Annotated in this window: 18 protein-coding genes; 11 read left to right on the forward strand and 7 right to left on the reverse strand. The window is 59.7% G+C overall.

Annotated features, from left to right (window positions below; translation table 11 throughout):
• Positions 1–127: 127 nt before the first annotated feature.
• The gene (locus Q7V03_RS13450) at positions 128–5,572 is read left to right on the forward strand and encodes an alpha-2-macroglobulin family protein (protein WP_304926105.1); all 5,445 of its coding nucleotides are present in this window, start codon (positions 128–130) and stop codon (positions 5,570–5,572) included.
• Positions 5,569–7,611 (forward strand): penicillin-binding protein 1C, encoded by a 2,043-nt coding sequence (pbpC, locus tag Q7V03_RS13455; RefSeq protein WP_304926106.1) that lies wholly within the window; start codon positions 5,569–5,571, stop codon positions 7,609–7,611. The genes Q7V03_RS13450 and pbpC overlap by 4 nt, the downstream gene beginning before the upstream one ends.
• Positions 7,612–7,675: 64 nt before the next feature.
• Here pbpC and bktB read toward each other — a convergent pair whose 3' ends face one another.
• Genes bktB through Q7V03_RS13470 form a run of 3 tightly spaced genes read right to left on the reverse strand, consistent with a single transcriptional unit; the run spans position 7,676 to position 9,887 of the window.
• Positions 7,676–8,836 (reverse strand): beta-ketothiolase BktB, encoded by a 1,161-nt coding sequence (gene bktB / locus Q7V03_RS13460; protein ID WP_304926192.1) that lies wholly within the window; start codon positions 8,834–8,836, stop codon positions 7,676–7,678.
• 20 nt (positions 8,837–8,856) lie between these two features.
• Entirely contained in the window at positions 8,857–9,468 is a 612-nt protein-coding gene (maiA, locus tag Q7V03_RS13465; RefSeq protein ID WP_304926107.1) for a maleylacetoacetate isomerase, read from the reverse strand.
• Positions 9,465–9,887: a MarR family winged helix-turn-helix transcriptional regulator gene (locus tag Q7V03_RS13470; protein WP_304926108.1), complete on the reverse strand. Its 423-nt coding sequence runs from the start codon at positions 9,885–9,887 to the stop codon at positions 9,465–9,467. The genes maiA and Q7V03_RS13470 overlap by 4 nt, the downstream gene beginning before the upstream one ends.
• Before the next feature lie 91 nt (positions 9,888–9,978).
• Here Q7V03_RS13470 and Q7V03_RS13475 point away from each other — a divergent pair, with 91 nt between their 5' ends.
• The 6 genes from Q7V03_RS13475 to Q7V03_RS13500 all read left to right on the forward strand — a co-directional run bounded on the left by Q7V03_RS13475 (position 9,979) and on the right by Q7V03_RS13500 (position 16,628).
• Positions 9,979–11,106, forward strand: coding sequence for a sugar MFS transporter (locus Q7V03_RS13475; RefSeq protein ID WP_304926109.1), 1,128 nt, complete (start codon positions 9,979–9,981; stop codon positions 11,104–11,106).
• 107 nt (positions 11,107–11,213) lie between these two features.
• The gene (gene hmgA, locus Q7V03_RS13480) at positions 11,214–12,575 is read left to right on the forward strand and encodes a homogentisate 1,2-dioxygenase (protein ID WP_370651127.1); all 1,362 of its coding nucleotides are present in this window, start codon (positions 11,214–11,216) and stop codon (positions 12,573–12,575) included.
• 100 nt (positions 12,576–12,675) lie between these two features.
• Positions 12,676–13,941, forward strand: coding sequence for a fumarylacetoacetase (fahA, locus tag Q7V03_RS13485; protein ID WP_304926110.1), 1,266 nt, complete (start codon positions 12,676–12,678; stop codon positions 13,939–13,941).
• Positions 13,942–14,892, forward strand: coding sequence for an MBL fold metallo-hydrolase (locus Q7V03_RS13490; protein WP_304926111.1), 951 nt, complete (start codon positions 13,942–13,944; stop codon positions 14,890–14,892).
• A 4-nt stretch (positions 14,893–14,896) separates the two neighbouring features.
• A complete protein-coding gene (locus Q7V03_RS13495; protein WP_304926112.1) occupies positions 14,897–16,435 on the forward strand; it encodes an FAD-dependent monooxygenase in 1,539 nt (512 codons plus the stop codon).
• 1 nt (position 16,436) lies between these two features.
• The gene (locus tag Q7V03_RS13500; RefSeq protein ID WP_304926113.1) at positions 16,437–16,628 is read left to right on the forward strand and encodes a DUF2783 domain-containing protein; all 192 of its coding nucleotides are present in this window, start codon (positions 16,437–16,439) and stop codon (positions 16,626–16,628) included.
• Positions 16,629–16,631: 3 nt separating this feature from the next.
• On the opposite strand, the gene Q7V03_RS13505 is transcribed toward Q7V03_RS13500, so the two are convergent.
• From Q7V03_RS13505 to Q7V03_RS13515, 3 genes are all read right to left on the reverse strand, one after another.
• Positions 16,632–17,363, reverse strand: a complete 732-nt coding sequence (locus Q7V03_RS13505; RefSeq protein WP_304926114.1) for a metallophosphoesterase — start codon at positions 17,361–17,363, stop codon at positions 16,632–16,634.
• An 85-nt stretch (positions 17,364–17,448) separates the two neighbouring features.
• Entirely contained in the window at positions 17,449–19,044 is a 1,596-nt protein-coding gene (serA, locus tag Q7V03_RS13510) for a phosphoglycerate dehydrogenase (RefSeq protein ID WP_304926115.1), read from the reverse strand.
• A gap of 85 nt (positions 19,045–19,129) precedes the next feature.
• Positions 19,130–20,278, reverse strand: coding sequence for a phosphoserine transaminase (locus Q7V03_RS13515; RefSeq protein ID WP_304926116.1), 1,149 nt, complete (start codon positions 20,276–20,278; stop codon positions 19,130–19,132).
• A 150-nt stretch (positions 20,279–20,428) separates the two neighbouring features.
• Between Q7V03_RS13515 and serB the strand changes: the two genes are divergently transcribed.
• Genes serB through Q7V03_RS13530 form a run of 3 tightly spaced genes read left to right on the forward strand, consistent with a single transcriptional unit; the run spans position 20,429 to position 22,543 of the window.
• Entirely contained in the window at positions 20,429–21,304 is an 876-nt protein-coding gene (gene serB / locus Q7V03_RS13520) for a phosphoserine phosphatase SerB (protein ID WP_304926117.1), read from the forward strand.
• Positions 21,301–21,789, forward strand: coding sequence for a GNAT family N-acetyltransferase (locus Q7V03_RS13525; protein ID WP_304926118.1), 489 nt, complete (start codon positions 21,301–21,303; stop codon positions 21,787–21,789). Before serB ends, Q7V03_RS13525 begins: the two co-directional genes overlap by 4 nt.
• A complete protein-coding gene (locus Q7V03_RS13530; RefSeq protein WP_304926119.1) occupies positions 21,782–22,543 on the forward strand; it encodes a TSUP family transporter in 762 nt (253 codons plus the stop codon). Before Q7V03_RS13525 ends, Q7V03_RS13530 begins: the two co-directional genes overlap by 8 nt.
• 151 nt (positions 22,544–22,694) lie before the next feature.
• Here Q7V03_RS13530 and zapE read toward each other — a convergent pair whose 3' ends face one another.
• Positions 22,695–23,774 (reverse strand): cell division protein ZapE, encoded by a 1,080-nt coding sequence (gene zapE / locus Q7V03_RS13535; RefSeq protein WP_304926120.1) that lies wholly within the window; start codon positions 23,772–23,774, stop codon positions 22,695–22,697.
• Positions 23,775–23,882 lie beyond the last annotated feature (108 nt).

Raw genomic sequence — 23,882 nt, forward strand, 5'->3', positions numbered from 1 at the left:
GCAATTTGGCGCAACAAAATGAATCATGGATTAACAAGCCAAGTTTCATCCTGCGGATCAGATAGCTTGCAAACGCGGCGGCCCACATGCGACAGTCGGACCACTGATTTCAGGGAGGATATTGGCGATGCGCGTTGGTTTCGGTCGCGCCCTAAAGGGCGTTTTCGCAAGTTTATTCATCATGTCGGCGATGCCCGCAGCCGCGCAGGATCTGATTCCTGCCAAGCGTTTGGTTCTCAGCGAGAACACCGATATGCCGGGTGGCGATATTGCGTCGATTTTCGACACCACGCTAGAGGCCTGCCAACGCGCCTGCCTGACCAATAAGCTTTGCAAGGCTTTCACCTTCAACACCAGCAACGGCTCGTGTTTTCCGAAATCCAAAGTGGGAGAAACGGCGGCGTTTGACGGCGCCTATTCTGGAACTGTACTGGAAGCCGAAAAGGGTGCCGAAGATCGCGCCAAGGCCCGCCGCAGTGATCTGAATTTCGTGCAGGATTGGGAGCTTGCGGGCATCACCGATCAAGCCGTGCAACTGGCCAACACCCACACCACCAACGGTTATTCCGCCGAAGATCATCTGGGGGCTGCTGCCGATGCAGAAGCGAATGGCGATTTCGCGCTGGCCAGCAATTACGCAGGGGCTGCGCTGAACTTGACCGATTCTGCTGATGGCTGGGCGGAATATGCCAGATTGTTGCTGGCGGCAGGGCAAAAGGCCAGTGATCGCAGCTATCTGGATCGGGCGTATTATGCCTCGGTCAATGCTTTCCTGCGGTCAGACAACAAGGCGCAGGAACATACGATTCTGCTGACGATGGGCGATGCGCTTGAGGCGACCGACCGAGGTCGCGACAAGGTGCAGGCATTGCGGCTGGCGCAGGCGTTGCAACCGCGTGACGACACCGCTTTGGCGCTGGATGATGCGATTGGCAAATATGGCTTTCGGATTGTTGATAATGTGGTTGTCACCGACACCGCCCGCCCGCGCATCTGCGTGAATTTCTCGGAGCCCTTGGCGAAGTCGGGCGTCGATTATGCGACCTTCGTGCAACTTCCCAGCGCCGGCCTGACCGTCACCTCTGATGGCTGGCAGCAGCTTTGTGTGGAGGGCGTGACCTTCGGGTCGCGCAACACCCTCACGTTCCGCGAGGGGCTTCCCGCGGCCGATGGCCAAACATTGGCGAAATCCATTGACGTCACCGTCTATGTGCGTGACCGCAATCCCGGCGTGCGCTTTCCGGGCCGGGGCTATGTTTTACCACGCGCTGGCGCGGCCTTGATCCCGGTTGAGACGGTGAACACCGAAAAGCTGGAATTGTCGCTGTATCGCGTAACCGACCGTAACCTGCTGCGTTCGTTGCAGAATGGCTACTTCGGCACCCCGATGGCGGATTATCAAGAATATGATTTCTCTAGCCAGATCGGTTCGGAAATCTGGAAGGGCGAAGGTACGGTCAAGCAAGATGTAAACGTCGATGTCACCACCCGCCTGCCGTTGGACGAGGCGTTGAAGGGTCAACCGGCGGGCATCTATGCCCTCAAAGCGGCGGTTCCCGGCGTTGATCCCTATGTGGTGCCTGCGGGCTGGCAATGGTTTGTGGTATCTGATCTGGGGCTTACCACGATGTCGGGCATTGACGGCCTGCATGTGTTTGTGCGCAGCCTTGGCACGGCGGCGGCGAAAGACGGCGTTTCGGTCGATCTGTTGTCCACCACCAACGAGGTGTTGGCCACCACCAAGACCGACGCGCAAGGCTACGCCCAGTTTGACGCCGCTTTGGCTTTGGGCACCGGGGGGCAGGCTCCGGCGATGATTGTGGCGCGGGATGGTGAAGCCGATCTGGCGTTTCTGTCGCTGACAGATCCCGAGTTTGACCTGTCAGATCGCGGCGTGGCGGGACGAGAGGCATCGCCCCCGGTCGATGTGTTCCTGACCACCGATCGCGGCGCTTACCGCGCGGGCGAGACGATCTATGCCACCGCTTTGGCGCGTGATGCTGAAACCGCCGCGATTGAAGGCCTGCCGCTGACAGCGATTTTGAAACGCCCGGATGGGGTCGAATACGCGCGCGCGCAAGTCGCCGATGCTGGGGCTGGCGGCCATGTGTTCGCGCTGCCTGTTGGCGGTTCTGCGCCGCGCGGGCTGTGGACGCTGGAGGTTTACGCCGATCTGGAAGCAGCGGCTTTGACATTGCAAACCGTGCTGGTGGAAGATTTCCTGCCGGAACGGATCGACTTCAAGCTGGCACTGGCGGATCAACCGATCCACTTGGGCGATGTGCCGCAGATGATGGTGGATGCGAAATATCTGTTTGGCGCGCCGGGGGCTGATCTGGCCATCGAGGGCGAAGTTCTGCTGCGCGCGGCGAAAGAGCTAGAGGCTTGGCCGGGCTATGTCTTTGGCCGCTATGACGCGCCGTTTGATGCGGCATTGTCGTCATTTGGCGACATTCGCACCGATGCGGACGGCAAAGCGACCGTCGATCTGGCCCTACCCGAAGTTGAAGACCCCGGCCGCCCGTTGGAAATGCGCGCCACCGTGCGCGTCGCCGAAGGCTCGGGTCGTCCGGTGGAACGTAAGATCACCAAATTGCTGGCCCCGTCGTCTGATCTGATCGGCATCAAAGCGATGTTTGCCAGTGTGGTGCCAGAAGGTTCGGAAGCGGCGTTCAGCCTGATTGGCATTGACGCGGGTGCCAAACCTGTACCGATGAAGGTGAAATGGACGATCACCCGGATTGAGACAGATTACCAATGGTATCAAAGCAATAGCGCGTGGAATTGGGAACCTGTGACCACGCGCAGCAAGGTGGCTGAGGGCACCGCCGATATCGGTGCTGAGCCCGCCAAAATCTCGGCTCCAGTGCAATGGGGGGAATATGAGGTTCTGGTTGAACGCAGCGATGGCGCGCCGGCTGCAACCTCGACCAGTTTCTATGCCGGTTGGTATGCGCCCGCCGATGCCACTGATTCGCCCGATACGCTGGAATTGTCGCTGGACAAACCAAAGTATAAATCCGGCGACACCGCCAATTTGCGCATCGTTCCGCGCGCGGCTGGCACCGCGTTGATCACGGTGCTGTCCAACCGTCTGGTGTCGATGCAGGCGGTTGTGGTGAAGGAAGGCGAGAATGTGATCCCGCTGACCGTCACCGATGAATGGGGTGCAGGCGTTTACGTCACCGCTTCTGTGCTGCGCCCTATGGATGTGGCCGCTGGCCGCAACCCAGCCCGCGCTTTGGGCCTGACCCATGCCACCATCGACCCCGGCGCGCGTGCGCTGACGGCGACGGTGGAAACCGCACCCGATGCCGCGCCGCGTGGGCCGCTGGATGTGGCTGTTAAAGTTGACGGCGTCGCTGCGGGCGATAGCGCTTACGTCACCATCGCTGCCGTCGATCAGGGCATCTTGAACCTGACCGGATTCCAGCCGCCAAACCCGCAAGACCACTACTTTGGCCAGCGGAAACTGGGCGTCGGCATCCGTGACATTTATGGCCGTTTGATTGACGGCATGAATGGGGCCGAAGGCTCAGTGCGTTCGGGTGGCGATGCGGGGGCTCAAGCGCGTCTGCAAGCACCACCTCCGACAGAAGAACTGGTCGCCTATTTCGCTGGCCCTGTTCAAGTTGGTGCCGACGGCTACGCCCGCACCTCGTTCACCCTGCCGTCGTTCAACGGCACAGTGAAGGTGATGGCGGTGGCATGGTCGAAGAAAGGTGTCGGCCAAGCCAGCGCCGATGTGCTGGTGCGCGATCCGGTTGTTGTCACGGCATCCTTGCCGCGCTTCATGCAACCGGGGGATCAATCGCGCCTGCTGCTGGAAATCGTTCACGCCACCGGGCCTTCAGGGCGGATGTCGTTGGATGTATCTTCGGCGAGTTTGAAGCTGGGCGATGTGCCTTCCGGCTTTGATCTGGGCGACAACGCCAAGGCTACCTTCGCCATTCCGGTGACGGCGGATGCGATTGGCAACCAAACCATTGAGATCGCTTTGACCACGCCCGACGGCAAGGTTTTGAAGAAAACCCTAACGGTACCGGTGGAAATCAACGATCCTGCCGTGGTGCGGGTCAGCCGCCTTGAGCTGAAGAAAGGTCAGGAATTCACCTTCGATTCCAACGCCTTTACAGGCCTGATCCCCGGTTCGGGTAAAGCCACGATGGCCGTCGGCCCCATCGCCCGCCTGAACGCTCCCGGTGTTTTGGCGGCGCTGGATGCCTACCCCTATGGCTGCACAGAGCAGATTACCTCCAAGGCGCTGCCGCTGCTGTATTTCGATCAAGTTGCGGTCGCGATGGACCTTCCGGGGTCTGACGACATCAAGCTGCGGGTGGAGCAAGCGGTTGAGGAAGTGCTGACCAACCAATCCTCCAACGGCTCTTTCGGCCTGTGGGGTCCGGTGGAAAATGGCGGCGATTTCTGGCTGGATGCGTTTGTGACCGACTTCCTCAGCCGGGCGAAAGCACGCGGCTATGCGGTGCCAGATCAGGCTTTTCGCAGCGCGCTTGATAACCTGCGCAACCAAGTGAACTACCAAGCTGACTTTGACAAAGGCGGCGAGGCTTTAGCCTATGCGCTGATGGTTCTGGCCCGTGAAGGTGCCGCTGCTGTGGGCGATTTGCGCTATTATGCCGACGTGAAGGGCGATGCGTTCAGTACGCCTGCGGCGATGGCGCAGTTGGGTGCGGCTTTGGCAAGCTACGGCGATCAACCCCGCGCCGACGCAATGTTCCGGCGTGCGGGCGTGGCGTTAGAGGCGTTGAAAGGCCCGGAGAAAGAGCAGATCTTCCGCGCCGACTATGGCACCAACTACCGCGATGCGGCGGCGGTGCTGGCTTTGGCGGCGGAGTCAGGCTCACGGGCTGTGGATCAAGAGGCGCTCACGTCGCGCATCGCAACCACCTCGGCGCTATCGACCCAAGAGGCGACTTGGGCGCTGCTGGCGGCCAATGCGCTGATTGATCGCAAGGGCGCGGATGGCATCCTGATCGACGGCGCACCGGCTTCCGGGCCTTTGGTCAAAGTGCTGGATGCGGCGAATACCGCGCCTGTGGTGGTAAAAAACACCAGCGATAGTGACACCACGCTGACCGTCACCACCTATGGCGTGCCGTCTGAACCTGAACCCGCAGGCGGCAACGGTTATGCCATCACGCGGAACTACTACACGATGGACGGCGAGGCTGCGACTTTGGACGGGCTGAAAGTTGGCACCCGGCTGATCACCGTGCTGGAAGTCACTCCGTTTGGCCGTGGCGAAGCGCGGTTGATGGTTTCTGATCCGTTGCCAGCTGGGTTTGAAATCGACAATCCGAACCTAATGTCATCGGGGTCGGAAGCGCTGTCGGAACTGGGCTTGGAAACCGAAGTTGCGCATAGCGAGTTCCGGCAAGATCGGTTCCTAACCGCGATTGACCGCTACAGCAATGAGACCTTCCGGTTGGCCTATGTGGTGCGGGCAATCTCTCCGGGCACCTTCCACCAGCCTGCCGCCTCGGTTGAAGATATGTATCGGCCCGACCTGACGGGTCGGACGGATGCGGGCACCATCACCATTTCCGAGTGATGGGCGCGCGGTTTCTGTTTGTTTTGGCGGCGAGCCTTGGGCTCGCCGCCTTTTCAAATGACAAGCTTGATCAATGGGTTGATGCGACGGTTTTACCACCGTTGCAGGTTGAGACTTCGGTTGAAGTGCTCGACCGCAACGGCGCTTTGCTGCGGGCTTATACGGTGGCGGATGGTCGCTGGCGGTTGGATGTGGCGCTGTCGGATGTGGACCCCGATTATATCGCGGCGCTGCTGGCCTATGAGGATAAACGGTTTTTTCAACACTGCGGGGTCGACGCGCAGGCCTTGATCCGCGCAGCTTTGCAGGCGGTTTGGAAGGGGCATGTGGTGTCGGGGGGATCGACCCTGACGATGCAGGTGGCGCGACTGTTGGAGGAAGGCACCACCGGGCAGATTGACGGCAAAATCCGGCAGATGCGGGTGGCGATGGCCCTGGAGCGGAGGCTGACCAAACAGGAAATTCTGTCGTTATATCTGCAGCTTGCGCCTTATGGCGGCAATCTGGAAGGTATCCGGGCGGCCACACTTTCGTATTTCGGCAAAGAGCCTTTGCGGCTGACGCCGGCAGAGGCGGCGCTGCTGGTGGCTATTCCGCAAAGCCCGGAGATGCGCAGGCCTGATCGCTCGGTCGAGCGGGCGACGGATGCGCGGGATCGCGTTTTGGCGCGGGCTTTGCGGGATGGGTTGATTGACGACGAGCAGATGCGGACGGCGCGGACAGAGGTGGTGCCGAGCGCGCGACGCCCTTTCCCCGCGTTAGCACCGCATATGTCTGACCGGATTATCCTAGAAGAACGAGGACTTAAGCTGCACCAGCTGACCTTGGACAAGACCTTGCAGGGTAAGCTGGAGCGATTGGCAGCCGATGTCGTCGCCAGCCGCGGCGACAGGCTGCAAGTGGCGATAGTGGTGGCGGATCATATCTCGGGCGAAGTGCTGGCGTCTGTGGGGTCGGCGGCGTTCAAGGCGGATCGCAGGGCGGGGTTTGTGGATATGACACGCGCGATCCGTAGCCCCGGATCGACGCTTAAGCCCTTGATATATGGGCTGGCTTTTGACGAAGGCTTGGCCCACCCCGAGACTTTGATTGACGATAAACCCACTGATTTCAATGGCTATAAGCCGCAGAATTTTGATCGACAATTTCGCGGAACTATTCGGATCAGAGAGGCTTTGCAGGAGTCTTTGAACATCCCCGTCGTGGCGCTGACGGATGCGTTAGGGCCGGCTAAGTTACTGGCGTCGTTGGATAAAGCTGGCGTGAAATACGATCTGCCGGCGGGGCAACCGGGGTTGGCGATTGCTTTAGGGGGCATCGGGGTCAGCCTTGAAGATATGGTGCAACTTTACGCCGCTATCGCTAGGGGTGGGGTTTCGCTGCCGCTGACACACCAAATGAAGGGTCAACGCGAGGAGGGACAGCGGGTGTTGTCAGCCTCAAGTGCTTGGCAGGTGGGGGATATTTTGGCGGGCTTAGCGCCGCCGCCCGGTGCGCCGGAAAATCGCCTAGCTTACAAGACCGGGACCAGCTATGGCCACCGCGATGCTTGGGCGATTGGGTTTGATGGCCGCAACGTGATTGGCATCTGGATGGGCCGCCCGGATGGCACACCTGTGCCCGGGGCGTTTGGGGCGGATTTGGCGGCGCCGGTTTTGTTTCAGGCCTTTGCGCGACTGAAACGCAATCTCGACCCGCAGCCAGAGGCTCCGCCGTCTACACTTTTGGTTTCAAACGCAGAATTGCCGCAACCGTTGCAGAAATTTCGCAACCGCAATGCGGCGTTTCAGCCGGACAAAGATGCGCCAGCGGTGGCTTTTCCGCCTGATGGCGCAGAGGTAGAGATGCTGCCAGAGGGGCTTTTGGTACGGGTTTCAGGCGGTAAAGCACCCTATACTTGGCTGGCAAATGGGGTGCCTGTGGCGATCTCGCTGGGGTCAAAACAGGTGATGTTGGGCCAGTTGGGGCGCGGCTTCATCACGCTTTCGGTGATTGATGCGATGGGCAGATCTGCCCGCACCAAGGTGCGATTGCGGTAAAAGTTAACGAAACCTTTCCAGTATAGAAAGCGGCGATATTCCGAATGGAAACGGGCCATACAGCCTATGCCCGCTCGATCGCCAAAGCGATGCCCTGACCGCCGCCGATGCACATGGTTATCAGTGCGGTTTTGCCCCCCGCACGTTCCAGTTCTGCCAGCGCTTTGGCAACCAGTATCGCACCCGTAGCACCAACAGGATGGCCCAAGGCAATCGCGCCGCCGTTGGGGTTGACGCGAGCCGGATCGAGGCCGAGGGCTTGGGTCACGGCAATGGCTTGGGCGGCGAAAGCCTCGTTCGATTCCACCACGTCGAAACTGTCTGGTTTGACCCCTAGTTTGGCACAAAGCGCCTGAACGGCTGGGATCGGACCAAGGCCCATCACTTTGGGATCAACCCCCGCCACCGCGTAGCCCATGATGCGGGCGCGGGCATGGCCCGGATTGCCGCGCGACAGGATCACGGCTGCCGCGCCGTCGTTGATACCCGAGGCATTGCCCGCCGTGACAGTGCCATCTTTGGCAAAGGCGGGGCGGAGGTTTGCGAGGGCGTCAAGCGTGGTGGCTTTGGGGTGTTCATCTTGCGCGAAGAGAGTGTGTCCCTTGCGGCCCGTCAGTTCAATCGGGGCAATCTGATCGACAAAGCGGCCTTCCGCAATCGCGCGGGCGGCGCGGGTTTGCGATTCCAAGGCGAAGGCGTCCTGCGCCTCGCGCGTCAGGCCGTAACGTACGGCGACATTCTCGGCGGTGATGCCCATGTGCCCGGTGCCGAACGGGCAAGTCAAAGCACCCGTCATCATGTCGAGTATCGTGGCATCACCCATTTTCTGGCCAAAGCGCGCAGACTGCACGGCATAGGGCGCGCGGCTCATGCACTCCGCACCACCTGCCAAGGCAATTTCCGCGTCGCCCAGCAGCAGCATTTGCATGGCCGAAACAATGGCCTGCGCACCGGAACCACAAAGACGATTGACGTTCATCGCGGGCGTGGTTTCCGGCACCCCGGCCTGCATCGCGGCGACGCGGGCCAGATACATATCGCGCGGCTCGGTGTTGATGACATGGCCGAAGACCACGGTGCCAATCTGCCCCGCCTCGATCCCCGCCCGCGCGATGGCGGCTTTCGCGGCATGGGTCGCGATGTCGATCGGGGGCATGGCGGCGAGAGAGCCGCCGAAACTGCCGATGGCGGTGCGCGCGGTGGAGAGGATGAAAATGTCAGTCATGGCAGTCATGGGGCGGGCCTCTAGGGTTTGACGCGATCCGGATGCGCGGCGGCGATGGCGGGGATTTCGCGCAGGTTTGCCACGATCTTTGCGGTTTGGGGGAAGGACGTCACGTCAATGCCAACCCGCTCGGCATTATAGATCTGCGGCACAAGGCAAAGATCGGCCATCGTCACGCTATCGCCGTGGCAGTAGCGGCTTGCCGTGGTCAACATCGCCTCAAAAGCGGTCAGACCCTTGGTGATGTAATGGCGGGTCCATGCCTCACTGGTCATCACCCCCATTGATCCTACGTGATCACGAACGGTCAGGTTGCAGACCGGGGCGGTCTCCATTGCAATCGCGTAGGACAAAGCGCGGACATGGGCGCGGGGCGCTGGATCTTTCGGCAGCAAGCCGCCGCGCGTTTCATCCAAATATTCGATGATCGCAAGGGATTGCGTCAGCCGCAGGCCATCAATGTCGAGCGTCGGCACCAACCCCTGTGGATTGCGCGCAACATTGTCTGCCCCACGGTGTTCACCTTTCACCAGATCAACCGGCTGGCTTTTGTAGCGCAGGTTCAACAGGTTCAGCGCCATCCGCACCCGGTAAGCGGCAGACGAACGCCAGTAATCGTAAAGCGTGATCATTTTTCCTCCAGCAGACGCAGCAAGGCGGCGCGAAACAGCGGGGCATCCGCACCGATCTGGGTCAGGATTTGTGTTTGATACGCGTCGGCAATCGGCACGATGCGGTCGATTAAGTCACGGCCTTTGGGGGTAAGGCGCATATCCAGCAAGCGACGGTCTTCAAGGTTTTCCCGCTTTTCGATCAGACCCGTGGCTTCCAACCGCGCCGCAGCCCGGCTGACCTTGGATTTGTCCATATCGACCCGCGCCTGAATCTCGCGCACTGACACCTGATCATCCTGTGCCAGATGCGCCAGCACCCGCCATTCTGGGATCGTCAGACCAAATTCGGCGCGGTAAAGCTCGGCAAAGCCCTTGGAAATACGGGCAGCGGCGACGGCCAACTGGTAGGGCAGGAACGCGGAAAGATCGAAACTCATCATCAAGCCTCATGTTTTGCCTAAGCCTGCCTGTTGACGGCAGTTTTCGCAAGCGCGTGCGATTGACAGTGCAGTGCGGGCGGGGGACACCATGCGCGGCAAACCGGAGATCCCCTTGCGCAACCTGATCAAAACCAATGCGGCGCTGCTGGTGATCAGCATTGCCAGCTTCATTCTGATGGGCGCTGGCACGGCGCTGTATGGCCCGGCGCTGCCAGTATTTGCGCGCGGATTTGACATCCATATCGGCACGGCAGGGCTGCTGATTTCGGCGCATTGGATCGGATGTTCGATTGGTGTGGGGGCGATGTTCGTTGTTGGCGCGCGCGCGACGCCCCGGCATGTGGTGGCGGCGATGACACTGGGTGTGGCGCTGATGGCGCTGGGGGCCAGTTGGGCGCTGACGGTGCTGGGGGCGGTGGTGTTTGGCGCGGGGTATGGGGCGGCCACGGTGGTGTTCAACCCGCGGATGCTGCGGGCGTTTGGCGCGCGTGGGCCTGCGATGCTGAGCCTGCTGAACGCCACTTTCGGCATCGGAGCTATTGGCGCGCCACTGGTCTTCGTGGCTTTGGGCAGAGATGCGGTGCTCAGCTTCACCATCTGCGCCGTGATCGGCGTGGTGATCACCGCCTGTGCCGGGCCGGCGGGCCGCGATGCGACGGTGGTGGCCAGCACCTCAACCACGCCGCTCCGGCTAAACCTGCCGATCCTGATCTTCGGCGCGGTGGCGATCAGTGTTGAGGCTTGTCTGACCGGGTTGGGGCCCACTGCCTTGATCAACGCGGGCCTATCCGAGACCTTGGCCGCCCAACTGCTGTCGGCATTCTTCCTGGCCTTCCTCGCCGCCCGCCTCTGCCTGATGGCCGTGGCAGGATTGCTGCCCGCCTTCACGCTGTTCACCCTGTCGCTGATCGGAGCCTGTATCTCGGCCCTGATCGCCGCCTTGTGGCTGCCCGGTGCTGGTTTTGTGGGCTTGGGCTTCTGCGCGGGCATGTTCTTCCCCACCGAATACGTCACTGCCACTCGCAAGATGGGCAACAACGCCCGCGTCGCCCCCACCATTATCGGCGCTGGGCTGGTCGGTGGAGTCTTCGCACCGCTGCTGATGTCACCGTTTCTGGAAATCATGGGCCAGCGCGGGTTTTTCTGGGTGGTCGCCTGCACCACCGGGCTGCTGGCGCTTGGGGCTTTGGCCAGTCTACGCTCCATGAACCGCTAACTTCGAGCGTGGGTTTATTGGCATTGCATATCGCCATTGACATCGTTGCACATGCAACGATATTTTCTCGCCATAAGTTAGACCCGATTCCGCACCGCGAGGCCGCAATGAACAGCCAAAGCCTACCCTCAGGTTTGACCCGTGCCTCGACAACGGTAGGCACCCACGCCCATTACATGCCCGGCTTCGGCAATGACTTTGAAACCGAGGCTTTGCCAGGCGCTTTGCCGCAGGGCATGAACTCGCCGCAGAAGTGCAACTACGGGCTTTATGGCGAACAGCTTTCTGGCACCGCCTTCACCGCGCCAAGCCACCAAAATGAACGGACATGGTGCTACCGCATCCGCCCCTCGGTGAAACACACGCATCACTTTGAAAAAATTGTCGTTCCTTATTGGAAATCTGCACCGCATATCGATCCGGATGTGATCTCACTCGGACAATACCGTTGGGATCCGGTGCCACATACTGATGCTGCGCTGACGTGGATTACCGGTATGCACACCATGACGACGGCGGGCGATGTGAACACCCAAGTCGGCATGGCGAGCCACGTTTACCTCGTCACCCAATCGATGCAGGATGAGTATTTCTTCAGCGCCGATAGCGAGTTGTTGATCGTCCCGCAGCAGGGTCGCCTGCGGTTTTGTACCGAATTGGGCGTGATTGACCTAGAGCCGCAGGAAATCGCCGTGATCCCGCGCGGGCTGGTGTATCGGGTGGAGGTGCTGGAAGGCCCCTGCAGGGGTTTCGTCTGCGAGAATTATGGACAAAAGTTCACATTGCCCGGACGTGGCCCGATTGGTGCGAATTGCATGGCCAATCGACGCGATTTCAAAACCCCAGTAGCGGCGTTTGAGGACCGCGAGGTGCCGTCCTCGGTGGTGGTGAAATGGTGCGGCCAGTTCCACCGCACCCGCATCGGCCACAGCCCTCTGGACGTGGTGGCGTGGCATGGCAATTATGCTCCGGTGAAATATGATCTGCGCACTTATTGCCCAGTTGGTGCGATCCTGTTTGACCATCCCGACCCGTCCATCTTCACCGTTCTGACCGCGCCTTCGGGCGTGGAAGGCACCGCGAATATTGATTTCGTGCTGTTCCGCGAACGTTGGATGGTCGCCGAAGATACCTTCCGCCCGCCGTGGTATCACAAGAATATCATGTCGGAACTGATGGGTAATATCTACGGCATCTACGACGCGAAACCCAAAGGATTTGTGCCGGGCGGGATGAGCCTGCACAATATGATGTTGCCACACGGCCCAGACAAGCAGGCATTCGAGGGCGCATCGAACGCAGCGCTGAAGGCCGAAAAGCTAGAGGAAACCATGTCCTTCATGTTTGAGACCCGCTTCCCGCAGCACCTGACTGCCTTCGCCGCCAAAGAGGCCCCCTTGCAGGACGATTACATCGACTGTTGGGAGAGTCTGGCGAAGAAATTCGACGGCACGCCGGGGCTGAAATGACAACTGTGGTTTCACTGGCAGGAAAATTCTGCCGACTTGACAGCCGCATCAGCTTGCCCGCATCCCTAGGTCTTGGGCTGCAAGCATGGGAGAGTGCGCGATGAAACTTCTGAAATCTTGGGTGGCAAGCGCGAACACCGCGACCACCGATTTCCCGCTGAACAACCTGCCCTGCGGCGTGTTTTCCCTTGGCGATGATCCGGCGTGCTGTGGTGTGGCCATCGGTGACTTCATTCTTGATGTGACCGCTTTGGAAGCCGAAGGCTTGCTGAAGTTGACCGATCATCCGCTGTTCGACGTACCTTTCTGGAACGAATTTATGGAGGCTGGGCCAAGCATCTGGGCCGAGTTTCGCGCCCAAGTCACCGCAATGCTCGTCGAGGGGGCCAGCAAGCGTTGGGTGGTCGAAGATCATCTGGTGCCGATGGCGGGTGCCGCGCTGCACCTGCCCTTCATCGTCGCCGAATACACCGATTTCTACGCTGGCCGCCACCACGCCACCAACGTCGGCACCATGTTCCGCGGTGCAGAAAACGCGCTGCCGCCGAACTGGCTGCATATGCCAATCGGGTATAATGGCCGCACCTCGTCGGTGGTGGTTTCCGGCACGGAAGTGCGTCGCCCTTGGGGCCAGTTGAAAGTCCCAGAGTTTGACGCCCCGATCTTCGCACCCTCACGTCGTTTCGATATCGAGTTGGAAATCGGTGCGATTGTTGGGCAGGCGTCCACACATGGCCTGCCGGTGACGGTGGCGGAAGCCGATGCGATGATTTTCGGCTATGTTCTGTTAAACGATTGGTCTGCAAGAGATATTCAGGCTTGGGAATATCAACCGCTTGGCCCATTCCAGTCCAAAGCCACTGCCACCACCCTCAGCCCGTGGATCGTTATGAAAGCGGCGCTAGAGCCCTTTCGCACCTCGACCCCGCCGCGCGAAGTTCCACTTCTACCGCATCTGCAAGAACCGGGACCAATGCTTTATGACATCGCCCTAGAGGTTGGCTTAGTGCCCGAAGGCGGTACAGAAACCATCATCAGCCGCACCAACTGTGCAGAAATGTACTACTCTGCACCGCAGCAACTGGCACATCACACCACCTCTGGCTGCGCGATGAATGTCGGTGATCTTCTGGGGTCAGGCACGATTTCAGGCGCCGCGAAGGACAGTCGGGGCAGCCTGCTGGAACTGTCTTGGGGGGGCAAAGAGCCCTTCGCGATTGCGGGCAGCACCCGCAGCTTCATCGAGGACAATGACACTTTGACCCTGCGCGGTGCGGCGTTGGGAGACGGATATCGGATCGGGTTTGGCGCGTGTTCGGGCAAGGTCGTCCCGGCGCTCGTAGCCCCTTATGCAAGGAAAACATGAATGGCTAAGGTGTTTGCGTCACAAGGCGATCTGACCGAGAAAAAGACCTCATTCGTCGAAATCGGTGATGGAATCTACGCCTTCACTGCCGAAGGCGATCCGAATTCCGGCGTGATCATCGGCGATGAATCGGTGATGGTGATTGAGGCGCAAGCGACGCCGAGACTGGCGCGCAAAGTGGTGGAATGTATCCGTTCCGTCACCGACAAGCCGATCAGCCACTTGGTACTGACGCATTATCACGCTGTGCGCGTTCTGGGCGCAAGTGCTTACGGCGCAAGGGAAATCATCATGTCTGATGCTGCGCGCGGCATGGTGATGGAACGCGGACAAGAAGACTGGGACAGCGAGTTTGGCCGCTTTCCGCGCCTGTTTCAGGGCCACGAGGAAATTCCGGGCCTGACCCTGCCGACCACCACGTTCAGCGATCAGATGACGGTGTATCTGGGCAAGCGCCGCGTCGATATCATGCATCTGGGCCGCGCCCATACCGCTGGGGATGCGGTGGTTTGGGTGCCGGATTCCGAAGTGATGTTCACCGGCGATATCGTGGAGTATCACTCGGCCTGCTACTGCGGCGACGGGCATTTTGCCGATTGGATCGACACTTTGGCGAACATTGCGGCCTTCGATCCGGTGGCGATTGCGCCGGGGCGTGGAGATGCGCTGATAGGGCGCGAAATGGTGGGCAAAGCCATCGCCTCGACCGCTGATTTTGTGCAAAGCACCTACCGACCGGCGGCAAAAGTGGCGGCGCGCGGAGGCCGCTTGAAAGAGGCTTGGAACGCGGTGCGGGCTGAATGTGACTCTAAGTTCGCAAATTTTGCAATCTATGAACACTGCTTGCCGTTCAACGTCGCGCGCGCTTTTGACGAGGCACGCGGGATAGCGACACCCCGCGTCTGGACGGCTGAACGTGACCGCCAGATGTGGGCAGACTTGCAGGGGTAATGTGATGGCTTTTGCGCATCAACCCTTTGATTACGTTGCACCTGCTGGATTGAGGGCGCCCGAGCCGCGTCACAAAGTGATCATTGTTGGCGCTGGTCCGATTGGGTTGGCGATGGCGATTGAACTGGCAAATCATGGCGTGCTGGCGACGGTACTGGATGACAACAATGTGGTCTCAGTCGGGTCTCGGGCGATCTGCTGGAGCAAGCGTTCGCTTGAGATTCTGGATAGGCTTGGTGTAGGTGAACGATCCGTCACAAAAGGAGTGACATGGAAAGTGGGGCGCACATTTCACCGCGATAAAGAGGTGTTCAACTTTGATCTGCTGCCCGAGGACGGGCATAAGATGCCCGCCTTTGTGAACCTGCAACAATATTTCGTCGAAGAATATCTGGTGCAGCGGGCGCAGGCATTGAACATTGACCTGCGCTGGAAAAATCGGGTGATTTCGGTGGATCAAAAAGCGGATTTCGCCTCGGTAAAGGTGGTCACGCCAGACGGGTCTTACATGTTGGAGGCTGATTGGGTGCTTGCCTGCGACGGTGCGCGCAGTCCGATCCGCGAGATGATGGGGTTGGAATTTGATGGCGAATTATTCGAAGAACGCTTTCTGATCGCCGACATCGAAATGCAGGGCGATTTTGCCAGCGAACGTTGGTTTTGGTTTGAGCCAAATTTCCATCCCGGCCAATCCGCGCTATTGCACAAGCAGCCGGATAACATTTACCGAATAGATCTTCAGCTTGGCTGGGACACTGACCCAGAGGTGGAGAAACGGCCTGAGACTGTCAGCCCGCGTATTGAGAAAGTGGTGGGTCACGCCGATTTCAAACTGGATTGGATCAGCGTCTATACCTTCCAATGTCGACGATTACGAAGCTTTGTTCATAGTAATATTTTGTTCGTAGGCGACAGCGCGCATGTCGTTTCTCCCTTCGGCGCGCGCGGCGGAAATGGCGGCTTGGGCGATGTCGACGCCCTCGGTTGGCGGCTGGCGGCGGTGATAAACGGTGTGGCTGCGCCTGAAGCCCTACAGGGGTATGATCGCGAACGGTGCTACGGCGCAGATGAGAATTTGCTGAACTCCAGTCGCTCAACACGCTTCATGTCGCCGGAGCCGGGCATTGAACGCCTGTTTCGCGATGCCGTCTTGCATCTGGCCGGACGGGCAGATTTTGCGCGGCCGATGGTGAATTCTGGGCGGTTGTCAAAGCCCTGTATTTATCCGCTGGTTGCGCCCGATGCCGATCTTCCGGCTGGCGCGCGACCGGGCGCTGTGGCACCAGATGCGCCATTGGAAAACGGTTGGATGACCGAGGCTTTGGGGCGCGACTTCGTGTTGTTGGCGCTGGGCTGCGATGCCCCAGAGCTCGGCTTACGGGTGGTGAAACCTGTGCTGACGGATATGATCCGCAGGCGCTATCTGGGTGATCAGCCACAGGCGGTTTACCTGATCAGGCCCGATCAGGTGGTCGCGGCGCGCTGGCTTTCGGTCTCGGCAGCTGGCGTAGCAGCGGCCTTGGAGCAAAGTTGGGAGGGCTGATATGATATTGAACACCAGACCAAATATTGCAGATTCAGACGGATTTTATGCCGATCTTCTGGCCGCGCATCGGGGCCTGCCCGAGGCAGAAAGTCATGCAATGAACGCGCGGCTTGTGTTGATTTTGGCCAATCACATCGGCGATGCTAAGGTACTGTCTCAGGCCTTGGTACTGGCAAGGGCGGAGAGCTAGGCTCTATCCGCGCAGCACCGCGATGCGTCCGGCTGCAGTCAGGTTAAACACCTCACGACCCTCCAGAACCACCGCCGTCAGGGGCCCGCCGTAAGCAGCGCTTGAATCGATATTGACCCGATTGCCGTAATGCATCGGCGCGTCCAGCGCGGTATGGCCATGCACAATCAGCGCGCCAAAGTCGCGGGTGTCTTCAAGGAAGCCTTTGCGGATCCAGACTAAGTCATCCTCAGCCTGTTGTGCAATCGGGATACCAGGACGGATGCCGGCGTGGACATAAATCACCTCGCCGCGCTGATAGTAAATCGGCAGAGACTCGAGAAATTTCAGATGCGGCTCGGGTACGGCAGCCAAAGCCTCGGCATGGACCGGGGCCAGTGGGCGATCGGCGGCGTTTTTCACGCCGTAGGATTCCAAAGTTGCCGCTCCGCCGATCTTGGGATGCAGATAAGATAGGTCCGTGCGCAGGCAAGGATCATGGTAATTGATGTCGCGGATGTAGTTTGTGAACATGCGGTCATGATTGCCTTTCAGCACCACCCAGTCTTGCCCGGCCTCGACACCGACGCGCAGATATTCCACCACGCCCCGGCAATCCGGACCGCGATCAACCAGATCACCGACATGCACAATCGGGGCTGCGCCATGTTTTGCTTGATCAGCGGCAATCCAAGAATGAACCTCTCGCAGAAGTTCAATATGGCCGTGAATGTCGCCGATGGCATAGGTTCTCATGCGCGCCTCTCAGTGCAAAGGCCGGGGGCTTCACGCCCCCGGACCCGTGTTGGATATTTGCGCCAAACCGAAAGCGCAAGCAGGGTCACGCCACGTCGAATTGCAGCGCTTTCACCGATTGGAACATGCCGGTGGATTCGAGGGTTTCGAGCACCTTGGGGTCGATGGCTTGATCGAGGTACAGGATCGCGATGGCCTGCTTGCCAATGCCTTCGCGGCCCAAGGTAAAATTCGCGATGTTGACGTTGTTTTTCGACATCGTCATGCCGAGAAGGCCGATGATGCCCGGCACGTCATCATTGGTGGTGTAGAGCATGTGTTCGCCGATTTCGGCGTCAATGTTGATGCCCTTGATCTGGATGAAGCGCGGTTTGCCATCGCTGAAACAAGTGCCTGCAACCGAGCGCTCGCGCGATTCTGTGACCATGGTTACTTTGATATAGGCATCAAAGGTCCCGGTTTTGTCTTGGCGGGTGGTCGAGATTTGGATGCCTTTGTCTTTCGCCACGATGGGGGCCGAAACAAGGTTCACATCCGGGTTCTGGGTTTTCAGCACACCCGCAATGACAGCCGAGTTCAACGCGGCAAGGTTCATGCCCGCCACAGTGCCGTCATACAGGATGTTGATCGCCTTAATCGGCTCTTCGGTCATTTGGCCGATGAAGGCACCTAAATGGCTGGCAAGTTTGATCCACGGTCCCATCACAGCGGCTTCTTCTGCCGTCACGTTGGGCATGTTCAGCGCGTTGGAAACAGCCCCGGTCAGCAGGTAATCTGACATCTGCTCTGCCACTTGCAGGGCGACGTTTTCTTGCGCCTCGGTGGTCGATGCGCCCAAATGCGGGGTGCAGACCACGTTGGGCAGGTTGAACAGCGGGCTGTCGGTGGCAGGTTCAACTTCAAACACATCCAGCGCGGCACCTGCGACTTGGCCGGATTTCAGCGCATCGACGAGGGCTGCTTCGTCGATCAGACCACCACGGGCGCAGTTGATGATACGCACACCCTTCTTGGTTTTCGCCAGATTTTCGGCCGAAAGGATGTTGCGGGTCTTGTCGGTCAGCGGCACATGCAGGGTGATGAAATCGGCACGGTGCAGCAGTTCGTCCAATTCCACTTTGGTGACGCCCAAAGCCTTGGCGCGCTCGTCCGACAGGAAGGGATCGTAAGCCACGACTTTCATATGCAGCCCCACCGCACGGTTGCAGACGATGCCGCCAATGTTGCCAGCGCCAATCACGCCGAGGGTTTTGTTGAACAACTCTACCCCCATAAAGCGAGATTTCTCCCATTTACCGGCTTGGGTGGAGGCGTTGGCTTCGGGCAATTGCCGCGCTACGGCAAACATCATCGCGATGGCGTGTTCTGCGGTGGTGATCGAGTTGCCGAACGGCGTGTTCATCACGATCACGCCTTTTTTCGACGCCGCAGGAATGTCGACGTTATCAACGCCAATACCAGCACGACCCACCACTTTCAGATTGGTGGCCAAGGCCAGCAGCTTGTCGGTCACCTTGGTGGCCGAACGGATGGCGAGGCCGTCGTATTGATCAATGATCGCGGCGAGCGCGTCTTTGTCTTTACCCAGCTTGGGCATGTAATCGACCTCGACACCACGGTCGCGGAAGATTTGCACGGCAGTTTCAGAGAGTTCGTCGGATACGAGAACGCGGGGGGCCATGATCGGTCCTTTCATTTTGTGGGGATGGCGGGGTGAACCCCGCCCTACGGATATGGGTAGGGCGGGATTTATCCCGCCATCCCGATCAAACTTGTGCGGCGATTTCCGCATGGAACGCATGGGCGACCCACGGCATCAGGGCCGTCACATCGGCGGTTTCGATTGTCGAGCCGCACCAGATCCGCAGGCCTGCCGGCGCATCGCGATAGGCGCCGATATCATAGGCAACCTTGGCTTGTTCTAGCCTCTTCGCCACAGCCTTGGCAAATGCCTCGCCATCCTTGATGCGTGGATCGTTAAATTTCAGGCAAACGCTGGTTGTGGAAGCAATCGCCGGGGTTTCGGCCAGATTTTGCAGCCAAGGGTTCGCGGCACAGAATTCCCAAACCACTTGCGCATTGGCTGTGGCGCGACCAACCAGCCCGGCTAGACCGCCGACCGACTGCGCCCATTTCAGCGATACGAGGTAATCTTCGACTGCCAGCATCGACGGGGTGTTGATCGTCTCACCCACAAAGATGCCTTCGATGATTTTGCCCTTGCTGGTCATGCGGAAAATCTTCGGCAGCGGCCATGCGGGGGTGTAGCTTTCCAGCCGTTCCACCGCGCGGGGCGACAGGATGATCATGCCATGCGCGCCTTCGCCACCCAGCACTTTCTGCCAGCTAAAGGTGGTCACATCCAGCTTGGCCCAATCCAGATCCATCGCAAAGGCGGCAGAAGTGGCGTCGCAGATGGTCAGGCCCTGACGGTCGGCGGGGATCGCATCGGCGTTTGGCAGGCGGCAACCCGAGGTGGTGCCATTCCACGTGAAGACTACATCGGAGTTAAAATCGACGGTGGCAAAATCCACGATCTGCCCGTAAGGCGCGACCTTCACTTTTGCATCCAGCTTCAACTGCTTGACCACATCGGTCACCCAGCCTTCGCCAAAGCTCTCCCAAGCCAGCATCTCAACTGGTCGCGCACCCAGCAGCGACCACATCGCCATCTCGACCGCACCGGTATCCGAACCGGGGACAATGCCGATGCGGTAATCGGCGGGGACATTCAGAATCTCACGGGTGAGGTCAATCGCCTGTTTCAGCTTGGCCTTGCCAACAGCGGCACGGTGCGAGCGGCCCAACGGCGCATCACCAAGCATATCAAGGCTATAACCGGGGATTTTGGCACAAGGGCCAGAAGAAAAACGCGGGTTTTCCGGACGCGTCGCCGGGGCGTGTAGATCAGCCATGGTATCCTCACAGATAAATGCCCTTCGTTGGGGAAGGGTGTCCCACCACCGTGCATATTGGCCGCTCCGGGGTGGCGCAAGCCAAATAATCGCGCTATTCCGGCGCATCATCTGCAAAAACCGACACAAATCTCCACTATCGGAAACATCATGTTTGTAGCAACTTTGCTGACCAACCCCAATCGCCCTGTGCTTGACCGTGTGACGGTCGAGTCTTTGCGCAATGCTTGGGGTGGAGGTGATGCGGTCTGGCTGGACCCGGGTGTGGCGGCGGAGTTTGCGGTTGAAACGATGCCCGCCAATCGTTGGGATGTGTGGCAGGGCTTGCAAGGCATGGGCGTTGATCTGGTGGTGCAACCTGCGGCGGGTCGGCGGAAAAAACTGCTGATCGCAGATATGGACAGCACGATGATCCAGCAGGAATGTATTGACGAATTGGCGGATGAGGCTGGCGTCGGGGCCTATGTCGCCGAGATCACCGCGCGGGCGATGAATGGCGAGCTGGATTTCGAGGATGCGCTGCGCGAGCGGGTTGGCTTGTTGAAGGGACTGCCCGTGACGGTGATTGCGGAAGTGGTGCGCGATCGTATCACATTGATGCCGGGTGGGCCGGTGCTGCTCGCGACGATGAAAGCCAATGGTGCTTATGCCGCTCTGGTCTCCGGCGGGTTCACCGCCTTCACCTCGGCGATCGCCGGGATGCTGGGGTTTGACGAAAACCGCGCCAATATCCTGCTGGTCGAGAACAACAAGCTGACGGGCCAAGTGGCAGAGCCGATCTTGGGGCGGGCGGCAAAAGTGACGGCGCTGGAGGAGATTGCGGCTCGGCTGCGGATTACCCCCGCCGATGCGATGGCGGTTGGAGATGGCGCGAATGATCTGGGGATGCTGGGGCTGGCTGGCGCGGGCGTGGCCTTGCACGCGAAGCCCGCCGTTGCCGCGCAATGCGATCTGCGGGTAAATCACGGCGATCTGACGGCGCTGTTGTATCTTCAGGGCTACGCCCGTGAGGAGTTCGTGCAATGAGTATCAGGCAGGCGACCCCGCAAGATGCCGTTGCAATGTCAGCTTTGCAGAACCGAATTATCCGCATCGGCGGCACCACCGCGCATGAGGTTGAACATGATGCAGCCTATGTCGATACGCATTATATCAGCGGCGATGGGGTGATCTGTTGCCATCTGGCCGAGGATGACTTTGGCTTGATCGGTTTTCAGTCGATGGGTCGCCATGCCGCTTTGCCGGAAGGTTGGGGCGATATTGGCAGCTATGTGAACCCGGATCGGCAGCGCACTGGCGCAGGGGCTGCGCTGTTTACCGCAACTTTGGCGGTGGCACGGGCGCAGGGCTTGCAGGCAATTAACGCGACGATAAGGGGCGATAACGTGGCAGGCTTAGGCTATTACAGCCGCCGCGGGTTTGTCGATTACGCCAGTGATCCAGAATATCAGTTGAAAGATGGCCGCCGCGTCGGTCGGATTTCCAAACGCTTTGAGGTGCGCGGTGTTTGAGATCGCCACGCATCTGACCCTGTTGCTCGTCTGCGCTGCTTTTGTCGCGGGGTTTGTCGATGCCATCGCAGGCGGAGGCGGGCTGATCTCGGTCCCTGCGCTGCTGCTGTCGGGGGCGTCGCCGATTGAGGCTTTGGCCACCAATAAACTACAGGGCAGCTTTGGTGCCGGTACGGCGGTGCTGGCCTATGCGCGGGCGGGGCACGTCAAGCCGCTCGATCAGTTGGGGATGGCGGCGCTCGCTGCCATGGCCGGAGGCATGGGCGCGCTGGTGGCGCATCTGATGCCTGCCGAGGTGCTGCGGGTGATCATGCCGGTGGTGCTGGTCGCGGTGGCCTTGTTCTTTGCGTTCAAGCCGGGGTTGAGCGATCTGGATCGGGTCGAACGGATCAAGCCTGCGGTGTTCACCTTCACGGCAGTGCCATTGATTGCTGGCTATGATGGCTTCTTCGGGCCGGGGACGGGCAGTTTCTTCATGCTGGCCTTTGTGATGCTGGCGGGGTTTGGGGTTTTGAAGGCAACGGCGCACACCAAGATGCTGAACTTTGCGTCCAATATCGGCTCGCTCGCGGTGTTTGCTTGGAGTGGGGCGATGTGGTGGGGCGTCGGCCTTGCGATGGCTGTGGGTCAGGTCGCCGGGGCGGCTTTGGGGGCAAGGCTTGCGATGCGGATCGGGGCGCGGTTGATCAAGCCTTTGCTGGTGGTGACCTCGACCGGGATGGCCATGCGGTTGTTGTGGCAGGCTTTTGGTTGATGGTCCCAACTCGGGACCAAATTTTATTGATATATATCAGTTAGTTGACACAGTCGCTTTAACGAAGATTTAACGTTTGCGGCTCGTTTGTCTGTTGAGCCGGGGGGGGTGAAACCCCCGGATTCGTTGGCCCAGCGCGCAGCGACTGGTCTTATTGTCCCCAATCTGCGGCTTGCATTTCGCGCAGACGGCTGGCGGTGCGCTCGAACTCAAAGCTGCCGGAGCCTTCGATGTAAAGGCGTTCGGGTTCATCTGCCGCCGAGCAGATCAGTTTGGTTTTCGCCTCGTATAAAGCATCAATCAAGATGACGAAGCGCTTGGCCTCGTTGTAGTTGCTGGCGGAAAGCTGCGGGATGTCCTCCAGGATCAGCACGCGAACGGCAGTGGCGATGGCGAGAAAATCGGCAGGGCCGAGCGGTTTGGCGCAGAGTTCCCAAAAATTCGCCCGCCCGATGCCATTGGCAAAGCGCGGCAAGACCGTCTCGCGGCCATTGACGGGCAGGCGCAGCGGTTCGCCAGCAGCCCCCCCGGTCAGATCGCGCCAAATCGCGTTGATCTCGGTTTTCGCTTTGCCTGCGGGGTGGAAATACACCTGCGCCCCGGTCAGGCGGTGCTGGCGGTAGTCGTTGGGCGAGGCAATCTCTGACACCTCCAGCCGTTCCCGCAACATGGCGATGAAGGGCAGGAACAAGGCGCGGCTTAGCCCGTCCTTGTACAGATCCTCGGGCGGGCGATTCGAGGTGGTGACGATCACCACCCCCGCCGCCAGCAGTTTCTCGAACAAGCGGCCGACGATCATCGCATCGGTGATATCGGTGATTTGCATTTCGTCAAACGCCAGCAGCCGCACATCGCGGATGATCGCCTCGGCCACAGGGGCTAAGGCATCGTCAACGCCCTGCTTGCGGGCCTCATGCATGGCATGGTGGATGTCTTGCATGAAGGCGTGGAAATGCACCCGGCGTTTCTGCGTGATGTTAAGATGGGTGCAGAACAAATCCATCAGCATCGACTTGCCGCGCCCGACCCCGCCCCACAGATAAAGCCCCTTCGGTGGCGTCACCGGCTTGGCGAACAGGCCTGCGAACAGGCCAACTTTGCGGGTGGCATTGGCTTCCAGCCAGACCCGCAAGTCTTCCATCTGCGGCAGCAGCGCCAGTTGTGCAGGGTCTGCGCGCAGGCGGCCTGTGGCAACTTCGGCCTCGTAAATCTCGGTCAGGGTCATTTGCATACCGTTGTATACCAGCGCCTTGTTGTGGAGGGAAGGCCGGGCCAGCTTTCGCGCCAGCTTAAGGTGCAAAACCGATATGGCAATCTCGGGCTTGATCCGGCGGGACGG

The organism is Cypionkella sp. (genome assembly GCF_030652235.1).
Lineage (GTDB): Bacteria > Pseudomonadota > Alphaproteobacteria > Rhodobacterales > Rhodobacteraceae > Cypionkella.